Genomic DNA, 18578 nt, shown 5'->3' with positions numbered 1-18578 from the left:
CTCAGCCGGCGCGACGGCGACGCTGGAGGGCCAGGCCGGCGGTGACCGCGCCAGCGACCAGCCCGGCCGCCGCCGTCGACGGTACGGCGATCTTGACGGCTCGGCGGCCGGTACGGAAGTCCCGTACCTCCCAGCCGCGCTGGCGGGCCTGCCGCAGCAGCGCGCCGTCCGGGTTGACCGCGACCGCCCGGCCCACCGCGGAGAGCATCGGCAGGTCGTTGGCCGAGTCGCTGTACGCCGCGCAGCGGCTCAGGTCCAGCCCTTCCACGGCGGCGAGCTGGGTGACCGCCTCGGCCTTCGCCGGCCCGTGCATGAGATCGCCCACCAACCGCCCGGTGTACGCCCCGGCCCGCACCTCGGCCACCGTGCCGATCGCACCGGTCAGGCCGAGTCGGGCGGCGATCACCCGGCCGATCTCGACCGGGGCGGCGCTGACCAGCCACACGCGCTGGCCGGCGTCCAGGTGGCGTTGGGCGAGCTGGCGGGTACCGGCCCAGATCCGGGGGGCCATCAGCTCGTCGAAGATCTCCTCCGAGAGGCGTTCCACGTCGTCGACCCGCCACCCCTCGACGAAGGCCAGCGCGGCCTCCTTCGCCTGGGACATGTCGCCCGCGTGCTCGCGGGCGAGCAACCGGAACCGGAGCTGCTGCCAGGCGAAGCGGGCCAGGTCGGCGGTCGTGAAGTAGTTCCGGGCGGCGAGCCCCCGGGCGAACCAGTAGATCGACGCGCCCTGCATCATCGTGTTGTCGACGTCGAAGAAGGCGGCGGCGGTCGGGTCCGGTGCGGGCGGGGTGACCGACGCCAGGTCGGTCTCCGCCCAACCGGCGGTGTGTCCCTGAACGTCGGTGCTGACCGTCATCCTGCGGCTGCGCGCCACGCGACTTCCCCTCCTTCCGCAGCTACGACGATGCCTCCAGCGAGGGTATCCGGAACGCACGACCGACCGGCCGGGCACAGAAAACCGTGCCGCGACCGGTCGGTCGTGCGCTCTCGCGCAGCGGGTCCGTGGGCCTGGTTTCGCCGTACGGGTCAGTGGGCCCGGTCTCGTCGTGGGCTCAGCGCGTGCCGGGGCAGGTGCTCGGGGTGGGCCCGAGGGTGTCGCTGCCGGTCGGCGCGGGCAGGCCGCAGGCGATGGCGGCGCGGACCGCGTCCGACCGCTCCCGGATGCTGTCCAGCAGGGCCAGCGACCGCCGGGTCCGTTCCCGGTCGGCCCGGCCGGCCCCGTCGAGCAGGTTGTTCACCGCCCGCCGCTGGCTGGCGACGAACGTGTTGACGGCGTCCAGGCTGGCCGGCTCGGCGCGCTGCACAGCGGCGGCGGTGAGCAGGCGGATGCCCTGCCGGGTGTCGGCGTCCATGTCGTCGAGGACAGCGCTGTAGCCGATGCGGTCGCCGCGCAGCTCGGCCGCCTCGCCGAGCCGGGTCCGGGCGAAGTCCAGGAAGAGCTGGCCACGGCTGATGTCCGAGCTGGCCAGGGCGAGTTGCGCTCGCTCGGTGGACCGCTTCATTCCGTAGAGCGCGTCGCCGGGAACGGCGTTCTCGCTGGCGGCGGAGATGCCGGAGACGGCGATGGCGCCGGCGGCGATGCCGACCAGGATCGCTCCCCGGGCACGGGCCCGCCGGGCGGTGACCGCCGGCAGCAACGAGCCACGGCTCGTGGTAGCGGCACGCGGGGCGGCCGGCTCGGCGGTCGCCGGGGTCGTGCCGATCCCCTCACGCTCGGCGGTGGCGAGCAGCATCGCCCGCAGGCCGGTGCGGAAGTCGGGATCCACCTCGACGGTCGGAGGATCGGCGCTGATCCGATGGCCCACCGCGACGAGCGGCGCCAGCTGGCTGTCCACCCGGGACCGCACGTGGTGCCGCCGGCCGCCGTTGGCCTCGTCGAGAAGTTGCGCGAAGCGCTCGGCACGCCGGCGGGAGAAGAGGTCGTTATCCACCGCAGGCACCTCCTCTCGCTGGTCACGGCCGGTCGGCCGCCGTGTTTACGGCGACCGGGCGGCGTTTGTGACACCACGGAGGTGAGGCGCCGTCCGGCCTGCCGGGCGGACCTCGGTGCCCCGGCCCTGCCGGGACATCCACCGGTCGCACCCGGAGAAACGCGGCGGACCGGGCACGGGTTACGGGCCGGGCGGGGCGGAAATCACAGAAAGTGATCGGCGTCACCGAGTGAGACCCGCCCTGAGCTGCGCAGACAGTGATCGACGCTCGTCGGTGCGGCTAGCGAATCACGGTTGGAAACCGTCGGGCAGCAGTCGGGCCAGCGCACGGACGGCCCGGTACTGCAGAGCCTTGATGGCACCCTCGTTCTTGCCCATGGCGCGGGCCGTCTCGGCCACCGAGAAGCCCTGTAGGAACCGGAGCACGATGCACTCCTGCTGCTCCGGGTTGAGCTGTTTGACGGCGGTGAGCAGGGCGACATTGGTGATGTGTTCGACCACCGCCGCTTCCGGGCTGCCCTCGGGGCCGCGATCCTCGCGGTCGGCGTCGAGCACGTCGCCCGTGGTGACCTCCAGCCGGTACCGGCCGGACTTGAAGTGGTCCGCGACCAGGTTGCGGGCGATGGTCACCAGCCAGGCGCCGAGATCGCGGCCCTGCCAGGTGAAGCTCCCGATCCGCTTGAGGGCACGCAGGAACGTGTCCGACGTCAGATCCTCGGCGAGCTGACGGTTGCCCACCCGGAAGTAGACGAACCGGAAGACGGTGTCCACGTACCTGTCGTAGATGAGACCGAACGCCGCTGACTCGCCGGCCTGTGCGCGCTCGACCAGCGTCCAGACCTCGGTGGCCGGGTCGGACGGGTCCGGACGGCTCGGGAAACCGGTCGGCGTGGTCGGCGTGGCGGCCGGAACCGCCGGGATCACCGCCGTCTCGCCCGCCGCCGGGTCGGTGGCCGGCGCCGGGGCGTCGCCGGCCCGGCGGCCCTGCGACGGCATGGTCGGTCGGGTCGGCGCGGCGACCCGACCGCCGGTCGGCATCGCGTTGCCACCGGGGACCGCCGGTCTCGGTGGAGGCTCGTTGGTGTGGGGGCGGTTGCGGGTCCGCTGCGCGGGGCTCTCGCCCCGCAGCGCGGCGTGCGGGTCGCCCAGCGGCGCGCGGGTTGCCGGCCGTTCGTTGACCTGCGAGCGGGGCGTCTGGCCGGTCAGGCCGACGGGACGTTCCGCGTATCCGAAGGTGGTCATCGCGCCGCCCCCGTCCCCTTGGTGGCCGGACGGGCCGGTTTGCGGGTCGTCGGTGCGGACCGACCGGGTAGCCGGTCGGGCAGGACTGTTCCGGGGTGTGCCGACGGGCGGCAGTTCCCCTTGAGGTGCTGGTCCAATGCGCTCACAGGCACGGGGGCCTCCTCGGGCTGAGGGGTGTCGACTCACGGCAAATGGGGTGAGCCGACCCGAGTGATAATAGGGCCAACGTCACCCGCGCGTGGCAAGTCCGTTACACAAGGCGGAAGTATTTCCCGCTGTGTCGCACCGGCGGCGGACCGGTTGTCCGTCGTGTGCGTTTGACTTTCGACCGACCGGTTGTTCCAGCATGGATCCCCAGGTCGGACGGCACATTGGCCGATCAGCTGAGCGGTACCCGCCACCCGCCGTACCGGCTGGGCCGAACCGTTGACCGGGTGCGTCGCCCGTCCCATCAGCCGGACTCGATCGGTGCGTCGGTGGCACGGTGGGCGTCCCGTTGACGGGACGATCTGCGGCCGTCGCCGCGCGGCCGTCGAGGCATGGCCCGTCGACCCGTCGAGGCGTGGCCCGTCGACCGCGGCTGTGCCAGACTCGATGACCGTGCAGGACTTCCCGCCGAACCTCGCCGACCGCGTCCGCCGGGCGGCTCTCGACCACGGCGACCGGCCCGCCCTGCACTGGCGGGATCAGCAGGTGAGCTGGTCCGAACTGGACGCCGCGGTGACCGCCGCCGCGTACGGCCTGGCTTCCGCCGTTCCGGCCACCGAGCCGGGCGACACACCGCCCCGGGTGGCGATCGCGCTGACCAACACCCCCGACTTCGTTCTCGGGTGGCTCGGCGCGCTGCGGGCCGGACTGGTCGCGGTGCCGGTCAACCCCGGCTTCACCGCCCCGGAGCTGCGACACGTGCTGTCCGACTCCGGCGCGTCGCTGCTGATCGGCACCGAGCGGGTCCGCGGCCTGGTCGCCGAGGTGGCCGCCGATCTGCCGGCGCTCACCGCCGTGCACGACACCCCGCCGACCGCCGGGCAGCCCGGGCCGCGTCCCCGGGCCCGCCGCGGCGGGGACGACCTCGCCGTACTGCTCTATACGTCGGGCACCGCCGGCCGTCCGAAGGGCGCGATGCTCTCCCACCGCGCGCTGCTGGCCAACCTCGACCAGGTCGACGCCATCGAGCCGCCGGTGGTCGGCCCGGACGACACGGTGCTGCTGGCCCTGCCGCTGTTCCACGCGTACGGCCTCAATGCGGGGCTCGGCGCCGTCGTCCACCATGGTGCCGCCGGCGTGCTGCTCGACGAGCCGGACCCGACGGCGGGACTCGCCGAGATCGCCCGGCACCGGGTCAGCGTGCTGGTCGGCGTACCGTCGACGTTCCTGGCCTGGGCCGACGCCGACACGGTCCGCGCGGCGACCGCGTCGGTACGGGTGGCGGTGTGCGGCGCGGCGCCCCTGGAACCCGCGGTCGCGGCGCGCTTCACCGCGGCGACCGGCCACCCGGTGCACATCGGCTACGGCCTCACCGAGACCGCGCCGGTGCTCACCTCCACCCTGGTCGGCAAGGTGGCGAAGGCCGGCTCGATCGGGCGGCCGCTGCCCGGCGTCCAGCTACGCCTGGTCGGGCCGGACTCGGTGGACCTGTGGCGCGACGGCCAGGCCGTCCCGGACGACGACACGGACGAGCTGGACATCTCCGACGTCGCCCCCGGCGCCGACCCGGGGCAGATCGTCGTACGCGGCCCCAACCTCTTCGACGGCTACTGGCCGGACGGCCGCGACGGTCCGGACGCCGACGGCTGGTGGGGCACCGGCGACATCGCGTACGCCGACTCCGACGGCGACCTGCACCTGGTGGACCGACTCGGCGACCTGATCCTGGTCAACGGCTTCAACGTCTATCCGCACGAGGTCGAGTTGGTGCTCGCCGGGCACCCCGGGGTGGCCGAGTCGGCGGTACTGGGTGTGCCGCACCCGCGAACCGGCGAGACTGTGCGGGCGTACGTGGTGCCGGCGTCGGGGCGGCCGGTCAGCGGCGAGGAGTTGCTCGCACACTGCGCACGGAACCTGGCCCGGTTCAAGTGCCCGACCGCCGTCGAGTTCGTCGACGCACTGCCCCACTCGGCGATCGGCAAGGTACGAAAGACCCAGCTCCGGTCGGCGGCCCGGCCGGATCGCCCGCATCCGCCGACGACGCCCGCACGGAGGTACCCGATGGCCACTGACGCCCGGCTCGCCCTGATCACCCGACCCGGCTGCCACCTGTGCGACGACGCCAAGGCCGCGCTCGACCGGGTGGTGGCGGTCACCGGCGACAAGTGGGTCGAGTGGGACGTCACCGGCGACGAGGAGCTGGAACGGGAGTACGGGGACCGGCTGCCGGTGGTGATGCTCGACGGCAAGGAGCACGGCTACTGGCGGGTGGAGGAGGATCGGCTGCTGCGGGACCTGACCACGCCGCAGCTCTGAGGGCCTAGGGTGCTCGGATGACCCCTGCGCACCCCCACCTGGTCTGGGACTGGAACGGCACCCTGCTCAACGACCTCAGCCTGGTGGTGGCCGCCACCAACGCCGCGTTCGCCAGCGTGGGCGGGCCGACCGTCACCTCCGACGAGCACCGGACGCGCTTCCGTCGGCCGATCGCCGACTACTACGCCGAGGTGCTCGGGCAGGCCGTGGACGACGAGGCGTTCGGTCGGCTGGACCGGATCTTCCACGACGCGTACCGCGACGGGCTGACCACCTGCGAGCTGGCCGCCGACGCGCGGACCGCGATGGCCGCCTGGGACGGCAGCCAGAGCCTGCTCTCCATGTGGTTCCACGAGGAGCTGGTGCCCACGGTGCACACGTACGGGCTGACCGGCCACTTCACCCGGGTCGACGGTCTGCGGGCGACGGTCGGCGGCGACCGCAAGGCCGAGTCGCTGCGGCGGCACCTGGCCGAGCTGGAGGTGGACGGCAGCGCGGTCGTCCTCATCGGCGACTCCATCGACGACGCGGACGCGGCCCTCGCGGTCGGCGGTCGCGCGGTGCTCTACACCGGCGGGTTCACCGACCCGGCCCGGCTGCGCGACTCCGGTCACCCGGTGGCCGACACCCTCACCGACGCGGTGGCTCTGGCCGCCCGGGTGGTCAGTTCCGCAGGTAGGTGAGGACGGCCAGCACCCGCCGATGCTGCTCGGTGTCCGGCGGGAGGGTGAGCTTGGTGAAGATGTTGCGGACGTGCTTCTCCACCGCGCCGTCGCTGACCACCAGGGCGCGGGCGATGGCCGTGTTCGACCGACCCTCGGCCATCAGCGCGAGCACCTCCCGCTCGCGCGGGGTCAACTCGCGCAGCGGGTCGTCGCGGCGGCGTCGGGCGAAGAGCTGGCCGACCACCTCCGGGTCGAGCACCGTGCCGCCGGCCGCCACCCGGCGCAGCGCGTCCAGGAACTCGTCGATCGCCGCCACCCGGTCCTTGAGCAGGTAGCCGATCCCGCCGCCGCCGGCGCCGCCGGTGGTGGCGAGCAGATCATCGGCGTACGACACCTCGACGTACTGGGAGAGCACCAGGATCGGCGTACGCGGCACCAGTTGGCGTGCCCGCACCGCCGCCCGCAGCCCCTCGTCGGTGTGGGTCGGCGGCATCCGGACGTCGACGATCGACACGTCGGGCCGGTGCTCGACCACCGCCTCGACGAGCGCGTCGCCGTCCCCGACGGCGGCCACCACCTGGTGCCCGCTCTCGGTCAGCAGTCGTACCAGCCCCTCCCGGAGCAGGACGGCGTCGTCGGCGATCACAATGCGCATGGGTGTGGTGTCTACCACGTCGGGACCGCCGTCGCGTTGGTTCACAGCGGCAGTTCGGCGCGGATCTCGGTGGGGCCGCCGTTCGGGCTGACCACGGCCAGCTCACCGCCGGCCGCCCGCACCCGGTCGGCGATACCGGCCAGCCCGTGCCCCTTCGCCAGGTGCGCGCCGCCCTGCCCGTCGTCGCCCACCCGTACCTGGAGGTGGGTGCCCTGGCGGGCCACGGCGACCGTGGCCTCGGTGGCCCGACTGTGCTTGGCGATGTTGGTCAGCGCCTCGGCCACCACGAAGTACGCGGTGTTCTCCACCGCCGGGTCGAGTCGGCCGTCCCGCGTGCCCAACTGCTGGTCGACCTGGAGCTCGATGGGGATGAGCCCGCGACCGGCGAGCGCGGCGAGCGCGCTGGGCAGACCCCGGTCGACCAAAATCGGTGGAGCGATGCCGCGCGACAGCGCCCGCAACTCGGCAAGGGTTTCCCGGGTCTGGGTCACCGCCTCGTCGATGGTCCGGCCGGCCTCCTCCGGGTCGGAGGCGAGCTGCATCCGGGCCCGGCTCAGGTCCATCGCGAGTCGGACCAGGCGCTGCTGCGGGCCGTCGTGGATGTCACGTTCCAGCCGGCGCAGCGCGGACGCCTCGGCGGACACCGCCGCCCGCTTCTGCTCCTCCAGCACGGTGATCCGGTCCCGCATCTCGGCCACCCCGGTCAACAGGGCCCGAGCGAAGCTGGCCTGGAGCAGCGCGCAGCCCCGCACCACGATCGGCAGGGTGATCAGGAAGAACACGCCGACCGCGGTGTTCAGCCCGATCCGGGCGGTGGTCGAGTCACCCAGGCCGAGGAGTTGCGCCAGATCCTGGTCGTCTCCGGACGGCCGGGGCAGGGCCCAGTCGTACGCCCAGTAGAAGGAGTTGGCGATCGCGACGACCCACCAGGAGACGGTGACCACGAAGGTGGCCAGGGCCACGATCAACCGCAGGATTCCGTGCGCCAGGTCGAGCCAGGATTGCGCGTCGCGCATCGGCAGGAAGATCCGCCGCCAGGCGCTCGCGCCCGCCTCCGGCAGTCGGTAGCGCGGTCGGATCCGGGGCTGCCGGAGTACGGCGGGCAGCCGCAGCCGCTCGATGTCGGCCAGCCCGCGTGCGGCGTACAGCGTGCCGCTGAGGATCGGCAGGCCGATCACGGTGACCATCAGGCCGAGGCCCGCCGAGAGGCCGACGATGAGGACGACGAAGCTGGCCACTGCCAGTGGCAGGCCGAGAAGCACGTACCCGGAGTCGACGAAGAGTTGGCGGGGGATGCTCCGTGCCAGCGGCTGCCGGTCGCTGGTGGCGGCAAGGGCGGTCATGGCTCAAAGGCTAGGCAGCCGCGGCCCCGCCCCCCATCCCGAAGCCTGGTCTCTCCCCGGTAGTGCTGCCCCCACCCCGCGGTCCTCCGAACCCACGCTCCCGCCCATTCCCGCGCCGATCTTGCAGTTGCTGTCGATGATTTGCGTAGCTGCGGACGTTATGGAACGACCGAAAGTGCAAGATCGCGAGGTCGGGGGTGGGGGCGGGGGCGGGGACGGGGGTGGGGCGCGGGATTGGTCAGAGAAGTCGGGATTGAGTAATAATCGCGCGGGTGGTGAGCGCTCAATCGATCTTGTGGAATGGAGGGGCGGGTGGGGTCGCGGGCTGGAGCGGCAAGATCGCGATTTGTGCACGTCTTCACAAGCGCCTACTCTGTAGTTCCGACGCGCCCTGCTAGCACAGCCGGAAACCACGGTCGCCAGCGGGAGTCCATAAGCGGCCGACCAGCAGAGTTGGCCGAGGATCGCACCGCACGGAGTCTCATGAGTCAGCACCGTCAGCCAGGTGCGCCCGGCCGCGCCGGTGCCGTACCGGCGCTTCCGGACCTTCCCGAGGCGACCGTCGCTCGGCTCCCGGAATACCTGCGCGCGCTGCACAACCTCGCCGACGTCGGCCACGAAACGATCTCCAGTGAGGGTCTCTCGGCGGCCGCCGGAGTCAACTCCGCGAAGCTCCGCAAGGACCTCTCCCACCTCGGCTCGTACGGCACCCGGGGCGTCGGCTACGACGTCGCGTTGCTGATCGAGCAGATCGAGTACGTGCTCGGGCTCACACAGCGTCGCGCTGTCGCCCTGGTCGGCGTGGGTAATCTCGGTCACGCCCTGGCCGGCTACGACGGGTTCGCCAGCCGGGGCTTCCGGATCGCCGCACTGTTCGACGCCGATCCCTCGCGGGTCGGCGAGGAGATCAACGGGCTGGTGGTCCGGCATGTCGACGACCTGCCCGCGGTCGCCGCCCAGGAGTCCATCGCGATCGGCGTGATCGCCACCCCCGCCCCGGCCGCCCAGCGGGTCGCCGATCAGCTGGTCGCGGTCGGCGTGACGAGCATCCTCAACTTCGCGCCGTGCGTACTCTCTGTTCCGGAGGGGGTCGACGTGCGCAAGGTCGACCTCGCCATCGAGCTGCAGATTCTGTCCTTCCACGAGCACCGTAAGGCGTCGCTGACCGCGCTGCCCGCCACCGGCGGGTCCGCTCTCACCGCCCTGCCCGGCGGTCTCGCGGCCACCGACACCCAGGAGGCGATCGGCACGTGAAACTGCTCGTCGTCGGCGCGTCCTACCGGACCGCCCCGGTCGCCACGCTGGAGCAGCTGGCCGTGCCCCCCGCCGACCTCACCCGCACCCTGGACCGCCTGGTCGCTCAGCCGTACGTGAGCGAGGCGGTGCTCGTCTCCACCTGCAACCGGGTGGAGGTGTACGCCGCCGTGTCCGGTTTCCACGGCGGGCTCGGCGACATCTGCGCCGTCCTGGGCGAGCAGGCCGGCAGCACCCCGGCGGCGCTCGCCAACCACCTGTACGTCCACTACGACACCGCCGCCGTGGACCACGTCTTCCGCGTCGCCACGGGGCTGGACTCCATGGTCGTGGGCGAGGCGCAGATCCTCGGCCAGTTGCGCGACGCGTACCACTGGGCCACCGGCGCCGACTCGGCCGGCCGGCTGCTGCACGAGCTGATGCAGCAGGCGCTGCGCGTCGGCAAGCGGGCCCACGCCGAGACCGGCATCGACCGGGCCGGCCAGAGCGTCGTCACCGCCGCGCTGGAGTTGGCGGCCGGGCACCTCGACGGTGATCTCGCCGGCCACCCGGCTCTGGTGATCGGGGCCGGTGCGATGGGCTCGCTCGGGGTGGCCACGCTGTCCCGGCTGGGCGCCGGGCCACTCACGGTCACCAACCGGGGCATCGACCGGGCCGTCCGGCTCGCCGAGTCGTACGGTGCGGGCGCCGCGCCGATGACCGAACTGGCCGCCACGCTCTCCACAGTGGACATCGTAGTGGCCGCCACCGCGTCCACCGAACCGGTCCTCACCCGGACGGTCGTCGGGGCCGCGCTCGCCGAGCGCGACCCGGCCCGGGGCCCGCTGGTCCTGCTCGACCTGGCCGTTCCGCGCGACGTCGAGGAGGGCGTCGCCGACCTGGCCGGCGTCGAGGTGATCGACATCGACCGGATGGCGGCGCTGCTCGCCGACGGTCCGGCCGCGGCGGACGCCGCCGCCGTCGAAGGAATCGTGACGGGCGAGGTGGAGGGCTTCCTCACCTGGCTGCGCGGCGCCGACGTGGCGCCCACCGTGGCGGCGCTGCGGGGTCGCGCCGACGACGTCGTCGCCACCGAGCTGCGTCGGCTGGCCCAGCGCCGTCCCGACCTCGGCGACGACCTGCGCGCCGAGGTGGCCCGTACGGTGCACCGCGTGGTGCAGCGGCTGCTGCACCAGCCCACCGTCAAGGTCCGCCAGCTCGCCGCCGAGCCCGGTGGCGACCAGTACGCCGCCCTGCTGCGTGAGCTGTTCGACCTGCAGGTGCCACAGACCTCACCGGTGGACACCGTCCCCGACGTGCTGAGCCCCGAGATCGGCAGGCCGGCCGCCGAAGACGACCCGGCGCCCGGCTCGGACGCCACCGACCCCGTCCCGCCCACCGGAGGTGCGCGATGACCGCCCCCCTGCGCCTCGGTACCCGGGGCAGCACCCTGGCGATGGCCCAGTCCGGCCAGGTCGCCGAGGCCGTGACCGCCGCCACCGGCCGCCCGGTCGAGCTGGTCGAGGTGGTCACCGCGGGCGACCGCTCCAGCGCGCCGGTGCACCGGCTCGGCGTCGGAGTGTTCGTCTCCGCGCTGCGCGACGCGCTGACCGCCGGGACGATCGACTTCGCGGTGCACTCGTACAAGGACCTGCCCACGGCCGCCGCCGGCGGGCTGCACATCGCGGCGGTGCCGCCCCGGCAGGATCCGCGCGACGCACTGATCGCCCGCGGTGGCCAGACGCTCGCCGAACTGCCGCCCGGCGCCACGGTGGGCACCGGCGCGCTGCGCCGGATCGCCCAGTTGCACGCGCTCGGCCTGCAACTGGAGGTCACCCCGATCCGCGGCAACATCGACACCCGCCTGGCGCGGGTGCTCGGCCCCGATGCCGACCTCGACGCGGTCGTCCTGGCCCGGGCCGGCCTGGCCCGGATCGGTCGGGCCGACGTGATCACCGAGACGCTGGACCCGATGCTGATGCTGCCCGCGCCCGCCCAGGGCGCGCTGGCAGTGGAGTGCCGGGTCGACGACCAGGATCTGGTCGAGCTGCTCGGAACGCTCGACCACGCACCGTCGCACGCCGCGGTCATCGCGGAACGCGCGTTGCTGGCCACCCTGGAGGCCGGGTGCAGCGCACCCGTCGCCGCCTACGCCGAACTCGCCGAAGGCGAGAACGGTGACGAGATCTACCTGCGCGGGGCGGTGATCAGCCCGGACGGCACTCGTGACATCCGGCTGTCCCGCACCGGAACGCCCGCCGACGCTGCGGAGATCGGTAAGGCACTCGCCGCCGAACTCCTCGACCTCGGCGCCGACTCGATCCTCGGCCACGAAGGACACACCGGCCCGGGGACCCAGCAATTTGGGAGCACAGAATGACCCGCACCCGTAAGCCCGTCGGCCGTATCGCGTTCGTCGGGGCGGGCCCCGGCGACCCAGGTCTGCTGACCCGCCGGGCGCACGACGCCCTGGTCGACGCCGACCAGGTGATCTACGACCGGGGAGTACCGGAGTCGCTGCTCGCCGCCGTGCGCGCCGAGGCCCGGGACGACGCCGAGTTCACCCCGGCCGAAGGCGCCCCGGGGGACGTGGCGAAGGTGCTGATCTCCGCCGCCCGGTCCGGGCTGAACGCGGTGCACCTGGTCGCCGGTGACCCGTTCGGCCACGACTCGGTGGTCAAGGAGGTGCAGGCCGTCGCCCGTACCGCCGCCCACTTCGAGGTGGTGCCCGGCGTCGGTCAGGCCGAGGGTGTGGCCACCTACGCGGGTGTTCCGCTGCCGGGTGTGCGTACCGCCGCCGACGTCGAGGACGTCAGCGCGCTGGACTTCGAGGCGCTGGCCGCCGCCGTCGGCCGGGGCTCGCTCGCGCTCGCGGTGGACGCCGGTGACCTCGCGGCCGTCCGGGACGGGCTGCTGGCCGCCGGGGTCGACGGCACCACCGGTGTCGGGGTGACCGGTGACGGCACCGGCGAGACCCAGTACACGACCACGTCGACCGTGGACAGCTTCGTGGCCGCCGCGCTCGGCTTCACCGGCCGGGTGGTGCTCACCGTCGGTGTCGGGGTGGGGCAGCGCGACAAGCTGAGCTGGTGGGAGAACCGCCCGCTGTACGGCTGGAAGGTGCTGGTTCCCCGGACCAAGGAGCAGGCCGGCGTGATGAGCGCACGGCTGCGCGCGTACGGGGCGATCCCGTGCGAGGTGCCGACCATCGCGGTCGAGCCGCCGCGTACCCCGGCGCAGATGGAGCGGGCGGTCAAGGGCCTGGTCGACGGCCGGTACGCCTGGGTGATCTTCACTTCGGTGAACGCGGTTCGCGCGGTCTGGGAGAAGTTCGCCGAGCACGGCCTGGACGCCCGGCACTTCGGTGGCGTCAAGATCGCCTGTATCGGCGAGGCGACCGCCGACGCGGTGCGCGCGTTCGGTATCCAGCCGGAGCTGATCCCCGCCGGGGAGCAGTCCTCCGAAGGGCTGCTGGCCGAGTTCTCGCCGCACGACGAGATCCTCGACCCGGTCGGTCGGGTGCTGCTGCCGCGCGCCGACATCGCCACCGAGACGCTCGCCGCCGGGCTCACCGAGCGCGGCTGGGAGGTCGACGACGTGACCGCGTACCGGACGGTGCGGGCTGCGCCGCCGCCGGCCGAGATCCGGGACGCGATCAAGTCGGGCGGGTTCGACGCGGTGCTCTTCACGTCTTCTTCGACCGTGCGGAACCTCGTCGGCATCGCCGGGAAGCCGCACGCGCGCACGGTTGTTGCCGTGATCGGGCCCAAGACGGCGGAGACCGCGACGGAGTTCGGCCTTCGGGTCGACGTCCAGCCGCCGCACGCCTCGGTGCCCGACCTGGTGGAGGCGCTCGCCGCCTACGCCGTCGAGTTGCGCGAGAAGCTGGCCGCCATGCCGGCCAAGCAGCGCCGCGGCTCGAAGGTGCAGGGGCCGACCGCCCTGCGCTTCCGGTAGTCGTCGTTCAGGAGGACCCTTCCATGTCGTATCCCGAGATCCGGCCCCGCCGTCTGCGCCGCACCCCCGCGATCCGCCGGCTGGTGTCCGAGACCCGGGTCGACCCGGCCGAGTTGGTCGTGCCGATGTTCGTCAAGGAAGGGTTGACCGAGCCACGGGCGATCGCGTCGCTCCCGGGGGTGCTTCAGCACTCCCGGGACTCGCTGCGCAAGGCGGCGGCCGAGGCCGTGCAGGCCGGCGTCGGCGGGATCATGCTCTTCGGGGTCCCCGAGCAGCGGGACCCCACCGGGTCCGGCGGCATCGACCCGAACGGCATCCTGAACGTCGCCATCCGCGACGTGGTGGCCGAGGTCGGTGACGCCACCGTCGTGATGAGTGACCTGTGCCTGGACGAGTTCACCTCGCACGGGCACTGCGGGGTGCTCGCCCCGGACGGCGACGTCGACAACGACGCCACCCTGGCCGCCTACGCCGAGATGGCGGTGGCCCAGGCCGCCGCCGGGGTCGACGTGGTCGGGCCGTCCGGGATGATGGACGGCCAGGTCGGGGTGGTACGCCGGGCGCTCGACGCCGCCGGGCACCAGGACGTGGCGGTGCTGGCGTACGCCGTGAAGTACGCCTCGGCGTTCTTCGGCCCGTTCCGCGACGCCGTGGAGTCGGCGCTGGAGGGTGACCGGCGCAGCTACCAGCAGGACCCGGCGAACGTGCGTGAGTCGCTGCGCGAGGTGGCTCTCGACATCGCCGAGGGCGCCGACATGGTGATGGTCAAGCCGGCGCTGCCCTACCTCGACGTGGTGTCGGCGGTCCGGGCCGCGGTGGACGTCCCGGTCGCCGCCTACCAGGTCTCCGGCGAGTACGCGACTGTCGAGGCCGCCGCCGCGAACGGCTGGATCGACCGGGAGCGGGTGATGATGGAGACCCTCACCTCGATCAAGCGGGCCGGCGCGCAGATCATCCTCACCTACTGGGCGGTCGAGGCCGCCGGTCTGCTCCGCCAGCGTTACTGAGCGGCTCCCCGGCTCCGCCCGGGCCAACCGCCTCGTCGGCGCCCGCGACGGTGGTCGGAAGTCGCCGGCTGGTCAGCCAGGCGAGCGCCAACAGCACGGCCGAGACCGCCAGCGCGAGCCGGGTGGCCAGCGCCAGTTCCGGCGCGAGGTCGAGCCGTCCGGCCGGGTCGAGCCGGCCGGCCGCCGTGATGCCCCCGCCGCCCAGGCTCGGGGCCACCCGGTCGGTGAGGAAGGACAGGACGGCGGCGATCAGCGCGGTGCCGGCCGCGACCGAGGTGTGTGACACCGTGGTGAGCAGGGTGGAGCCGGACGGCACGTCGTCGGGCGGAAGCGACCGGCTGGCCGCCGTCATCGTCGGCATCAGCGTGGCACCCATGCCCAGGCCGATGACCGCGCCCAGCGCGGCCAGCAATGGGTACGACGTGTCGGCGTCGAGCACCAGCACCCGGACCACCGTGCCGGCCACGGCGGTGCAGATGCCCAGCCCGACCACCCGCCGCGCCGAGACGCGATCGACGAGCCGGGTCGCGACCTGGAGCGTCAGCCCGGTGGTCAGCGCCTGCGGGATGCCGATCACCCCGGCCAGGGTGGCCGAGTCACCGCGTACCACCTGCACGTAGGCCGGGAGGATCAGGAACGAGCCGAAGTATCCGGCGGCGAAGAGGGCCACCGTCGCGGCGCCGGGGGTCATCCCCGGCGCGCGCAGCACCGCCAGGCGCAGCAGTGGCTGCCGGACCCGGCCGGCCCGCACGGCGAAGGCGACCACCAGCAGGACGCCGAACGCGAACGGCAGCAGCACGGAGGCGGTGCCGACCCCACCCCGCTCGCCGGTGACGCTGAGGCCGTACACCGCCAGCGCCAGCCCGGGGCAGAGCAGCAGCAGCCCGACGACGTCCAGCCGGACCGGTGCTCGTCCCGCATCGGCGACCGGCAGCACCGACCGGCCGAGCACCATCGCCACCAGCCCCACCGGCAGGTTGATCCAGAAGATCCACCGCCAGGACGCGTGATCGAGCAGCAGCCCACCCAGCACCGGCCCGATGAGCGGCCCGACCAGTACCGGAAGACCGAGCAGGCTCATCATCCGCCCGCGCCGTCCCGGCGGAACCGCGGCGAGCGCGACGGCCATCCCGACCGGGTTGAGCAGTCCGCCCCCCAGCCCCTGCAGCACCCGGAACGCGATCAGCGACCCGACGCTCCAGGCGGCCCCGGCCAACACGGAACCGGCGGTGAACAGCAGCAGCGCGGTCAGGTAGGTGCGGCGGGCGCCGAAGCGACTGATCGCCCAGGCCGCGGTGGGCATCACCGCGACCAGGGCGAGCGCGTAGCCGCTGGTGACCCAGCCGATCGTGGTGAGGTTGGTGTCGAGGTCGTCGACCAGCCTCGGCAGGGCCACCACGGTGACCGTGGTGTCGATCACCGCGAGCAGGCCACCCAGGGTCAGGTACCAGCCGAGCCGTCGCGCAGACGTGTCCATGTCGTCTGTTCAGGGCCGGACCCGGCGGGCGGTGCGCAGCGCCTCGGCCCACCAGGCCAGCTCGCTGAGCGTGGCGTCGGCCGCCTGCCGCAGCGGCTCGTCGTCGACCAGCCGCCCGTCGGCGTCGAGTCGTTCCCAGGGCGCCCGGAGCACCACCCCGGAGCGGGTCGTGGCGGCCTGCACCTCGGCGAAGACCAGCCGGAGCTGCTCCACCGCGCGGATGCCGCCGGAGCTGGCGCCGTACGACACGAAGGCCACCGGCTTGCGGGCCCACTCCCGGTAGTGCCAGTCGATGGCGTTCTTCAGGGCGGCCGGGAAGCTGTGGTTGTACTCGGGCGTCACCACCACGAACGCGTCGGCGGCGGCCAGGCGGGCACTGATGGGGCTGGTCGAATTGCCGCCGGGAGGGGTGTCGGCGAACGGTAGCGCCACCTCGGCGAGGTCGACGAGGTCCAGGTCCAGGTCCGCGCGGCGGCTCCCGTGCGCGACGAACCAGTCGGCGATCGAGCGGCCCACCCGAGGTTGCCGGACGCTCCCGACGAGCACGGCGACGGTCGGTGCGGTGTTCTCTTGCGTAGTCATGCCTCGGACGCTAGGACTTGAAGTAATGATGAAGTCAATGGCGGCGGGGGAATGACGATGGGCGCGTTGACGGTCGGCGAGGTGGCCCGGGAGAGCGGCGTCAGCGGCTCCGCCGTGCGGTTCTACGAGCGGCAGGGACTCATCACGGCTGCCCGTACGGGCGGCAACCAGCGGCGCTTCGACGTCGACGCGGCCTGCCGGATCAGGGTGGCCCGGGTGGCCCAGCGCATCGGTCTGACCGTCAACGAGATCCGCGAACTGCTCGCGGCCCTGCCCCCCGACCCCCAGCCGGCCGACTGGCAGGGCCTGCACGATCGGCTGACCGCCGAGGCCGAGCGGCGCATCCGCGACCTGCACGCGGCGCTCGACGACATCGGCTCCGGTCGCCGCCTCTGCGACCTCTGACTCCGCCCGGTCCGCAGTCCGCTGGTCGCCCGCGCGCCATGACGATCAGGGCAGGCGTCCCGGCCGCTCGACCACCGCGATCCGGGTGACGGCGGTGCTCGTGTAGGGCATCTCCCGGCCGTCGCGCACCAGAAGACGGCGGCTGCCGAGGTAGGCGTGGGTTTCCCGGTCGAAGATCAGGTCGAGGTGCGCGCCGATCACGCCCGGCGTCCGCAACGCCACCCCCCGCCGGCCGGCCGCGTCCCGAACCTCGCCGGACAGCACGGTGGCCCCGGGCACCTGGGCCATCGCCTCGAACAGCGCGCCGCGTGATTGGGGCGGCACGTAGCCCTCCAGCATCCAGGTGCCGTCGCCGAAGATCGCGGTGGGGTTGTTCCTGATGGCCTCCAGGTCCGCCCCGGCGGGCAGGTCCACGGGGACCGGATGGTCCCGCAGGTAGCGGACCATCTGCTCCGGCTCCGTGGGCAGGCCCTGGAAGTAGCCGGGCGGCGGTGACATGTCCGAGACGTCGTCGGTACGCCACTCGTCGGGGCGGCTCTCCAGCCGCCGTCGCTGCTGCCAGGTCGTGCCGTCACCGACCGGCACCCAGCGTTGGAGCCGCTCGACGACGTACGGGCCGGCGGTCGGCCGCTCCCGGTAGGTGAGTCGCAGTTCGACGAAGAGGTACTGGCCGGGGCGGGCCACCAGGTCGGGCTGCTGACGGGCCGAACCCGCCGCTGCGGTCAGGACCTCCGCCGCGCTCGCCGTCGGCGGGGCGTCGCCGAGCGTCTGGGTCAGCAGCCCGCCGGCGGTCAGCAGGGCGACCAGCCCGCCGATGCCCGCCAGCCGCCAGCCCGGTGCGCGCCACCGGAGGTTCCGGCGGGGCGTACGGACCGCAGGCGCGATCGAGGCCGTGTCGGGGGACCGGGTGGCGATGTGCTCCCGCAGTTCGGTGAGGAGTCGTTCCTCGAAGGTGCCCAGTGGCTTCTCGGTGTGGGTCATGGCGCTCATTCCTCCGGGTCAGACCAGCGCGGATTCGGACGTGGCGAGCGCGAGGCGGATCGCCCGACGGGCCCGGTGCACGCGGACCCGGGCGGCGACCGGGGAGATCCCGAGCGCACCGGCCGCGTCGGTAAGGGACAGACCATCCACGGCGACGAGTTCCAGCAGGGCGCGGGTGTGCTCCGGCAGCCCTCCGAGAGCCCGGTAGGTGCGCCGGGCCAGCGATTCCGCGTCGATGCGCTCCTCGATCCGGGCGATGTCGTCCGCGTCCAACAGCCGTCGTCCCGCCAGCCGACCGCCGGCCCGCATAAGTCGGGTCGCCCGGCGGTGCTCGGCAGCGATGACGTTCCGGGCTACACCGAAGAGCCAGGCCAGTTCGTTGCCGCGCTCGGGCCGGTAACCGGCTGCGGAGTCGATCACCGCCAGGAACACCTCAGCGGTGAGGTCTGCGGCGGTGTGTGGGTCGTCGACGCGGCGGGCCACGAACCGGCCGATCGTCTCGACGTGCCGACGGTAGAAGCGTTCGAAAGCGGCCGGATCCGTACCGATGATGGTCAGGTCGTCCCCGCCGGGGCTCGGGCTGTTCACAGGCCGTCCTCTCGTTGGCCGTCCTTACACCCCTTCATTGGCTCGG

General features: G+C 73.2%; 17 protein-coding genes. 8 read left to right on the top strand and 9 right to left on the bottom strand.

The window, feature by feature from the left end:
* Nucleotide 1: 1 nt before the first annotated feature.
* The 3 genes from AB0B55_RS18190 to AB0B55_RS18180 form a co-directional block, all read right to left on the bottom strand.
* Nucleotides 2-859, bottom strand: a complete 858-nt coding sequence (locus tag AB0B55_RS18190) for an HAD-IB family hydrolase (RefSeq protein ID WP_357172764.1) — start codon at nt 857-859, stop codon at nt 2-4.
* Nucleotides 860-1055: 196 nt separating this feature from the next.
* Entirely contained in the window at nt 1056-1934 is an 879-nt protein-coding gene (locus AB0B55_RS18185; RefSeq protein ID WP_357172337.1) for a DUF5667 domain-containing protein, read from the bottom strand.
* 288 nt (nt 1935-2222) lie between these two features.
* Nucleotides 2223-3176, bottom strand: coding sequence for an ECF subfamily RNA polymerase sigma factor, BldN family (locus AB0B55_RS18180; RefSeq protein ID WP_357129178.1), 954 nt, complete (start codon nt 3174-3176; stop codon nt 2223-2225).
* Between the two features lie 594 nt (nt 3177-3770).
* Between AB0B55_RS18180 and AB0B55_RS18175 the strand changes: the two genes are divergently transcribed.
* Together AB0B55_RS18175 and AB0B55_RS18170 are read left to right on the top strand one after the other, a co-directional pair.
* On the top strand, nt 3771-5639 hold the full coding sequence (locus tag AB0B55_RS18175) for an AMP-binding protein (RefSeq protein WP_357172334.1): 1869 nt from the start codon (nt 3771-3773) through the stop codon (nt 5637-5639).
* A 17-nt stretch (nt 5640-5656) separates the two neighbouring features.
* Nucleotides 5657-6322, top strand: coding sequence for an HAD hydrolase-like protein (locus AB0B55_RS18170; RefSeq protein WP_357172331.1), 666 nt, complete (start codon nt 5657-5659; stop codon nt 6320-6322).
* On the opposite strand, the gene AB0B55_RS18165 is transcribed toward AB0B55_RS18170, so the two are convergent.
* Entirely contained in the window at nt 6303-6959 is a 657-nt protein-coding gene (locus AB0B55_RS18165; protein WP_357129188.1) for a response regulator transcription factor, read from the bottom strand. The genes AB0B55_RS18170 and AB0B55_RS18165 overlap by 20 nt on opposite strands.
* Before the next feature lie 41 nt (nt 6960-7000).
* Nucleotides 7001-8302 carry a sensor histidine kinase gene (locus AB0B55_RS18160; protein ID WP_357129191.1) on the bottom strand — a complete coding sequence of 434 codons (1302 nt, stop codon included), beginning with the start codon at nt 8300-8302 and terminating at the stop codon, nt 7001-7003.
* A gap of 483 nt (nt 8303-8785) precedes the next feature.
* Here AB0B55_RS18160 and AB0B55_RS18155 point away from each other — a divergent pair, with 483 nt between their 5' ends.
* The 5 genes from AB0B55_RS18155 to hemB are packed head-to-tail and all read left to right on the top strand — an operon-like array spanning nt 8786 to nt 14499.
* Nucleotides 8786-9556 (top strand): redox-sensing transcriptional repressor Rex, encoded by a 771-nt coding sequence (locus AB0B55_RS18155; RefSeq protein WP_357129194.1) that lies wholly within the window; start codon nt 8786-8788, stop codon nt 9554-9556.
* Nucleotides 9553-10950 (top strand): glutamyl-tRNA reductase, encoded by a 1398-nt coding sequence (locus AB0B55_RS18150; protein WP_357172328.1) that lies wholly within the window; start codon nt 9553-9555, stop codon nt 10948-10950. Before AB0B55_RS18155 ends, AB0B55_RS18150 begins: the two co-directional genes overlap by 4 nt.
* The gene (hemC, locus tag AB0B55_RS18145) at nt 10947-11915 is read left to right on the top strand and encodes a hydroxymethylbilane synthase (protein WP_357129200.1); all 969 of its coding nucleotides are present in this window, start codon (nt 10947-10949) and stop codon (nt 11913-11915) included. The genes AB0B55_RS18150 and hemC overlap by 4 nt, the downstream gene beginning before the upstream one ends.
* Nucleotides 11912-13492 carry a uroporphyrinogen-III synthase gene (locus tag AB0B55_RS18140; RefSeq protein WP_357129203.1) on the top strand — a complete coding sequence of 527 codons (1581 nt, stop codon included), beginning with the start codon at nt 11912-11914 and terminating at the stop codon, nt 13490-13492. Before hemC ends, AB0B55_RS18140 begins: the two co-directional genes overlap by 4 nt.
* Nucleotides 13493-13515: 23 nt before the next feature.
* Nucleotides 13516-14499: a porphobilinogen synthase gene (gene hemB / locus AB0B55_RS18135; protein WP_357129206.1), complete on the top strand. Its 984-nt coding sequence runs from the start codon at nt 13516-13518 to the stop codon at nt 14497-14499.
* Here hemB and AB0B55_RS18130 read toward each other — a convergent pair.
* Both AB0B55_RS18130 and AB0B55_RS18125 read right to left on the bottom strand, forming a co-directional pair.
* Nucleotides 14450-15976 (bottom strand): DHA2 family efflux MFS transporter permease subunit, encoded by a 1527-nt coding sequence (locus AB0B55_RS18130; protein WP_357129209.1) that lies wholly within the window; start codon nt 15974-15976, stop codon nt 14450-14452. The two genes, hemB and AB0B55_RS18130, sit on opposite strands and share 50 nt — an antisense overlap.
* Before the next feature lie 9 nt (nt 15977-15985).
* Nucleotides 15986-16558, bottom strand: coding sequence for an NAD(P)H-dependent oxidoreductase (locus AB0B55_RS18125; RefSeq protein WP_357129212.1), 573 nt, complete (start codon nt 16556-16558; stop codon nt 15986-15988).
* 57 nt (nt 16559-16615) lie between these two features.
* Between AB0B55_RS18125 and AB0B55_RS18120 the strand changes: the two genes are divergently transcribed.
* The gene (locus AB0B55_RS18120) at nt 16616-16963 is read left to right on the top strand and encodes a MerR family transcriptional regulator (RefSeq protein ID WP_357129215.1); all 348 of its coding nucleotides are present in this window, start codon (nt 16616-16618) and stop codon (nt 16961-16963) included.
* Between the two features lie 45 nt (nt 16964-17008).
* On the opposite strand, the gene AB0B55_RS18115 is transcribed toward AB0B55_RS18120, so the two are convergent.
* Entirely contained in the window at nt 17009-17944 is a 936-nt protein-coding gene (locus AB0B55_RS18115; protein WP_357129218.1) for a CU044_5270 family protein, read from the bottom strand.
* An 18-nt stretch (nt 17945-17962) separates the two neighbouring features.
* Nucleotides 17963-18532 (bottom strand): RNA polymerase sigma factor, encoded by a 570-nt coding sequence (locus tag AB0B55_RS18110; RefSeq protein WP_357129221.1) that lies wholly within the window; start codon nt 18530-18532, stop codon nt 17963-17965.
* Nucleotides 18533-18578: the final 46 nt, after the last annotated feature.

This window comes from Micromonospora sp. NPDC049107 (assembly GCF_040648595.1).
Taxonomy (GTDB): Bacteria; Actinomycetota; Actinomycetes; order Mycobacteriales; family Micromonosporaceae; genus Micromonospora.
This window is presented reverse-complemented; position numbering and strand designations above follow the sequence as displayed.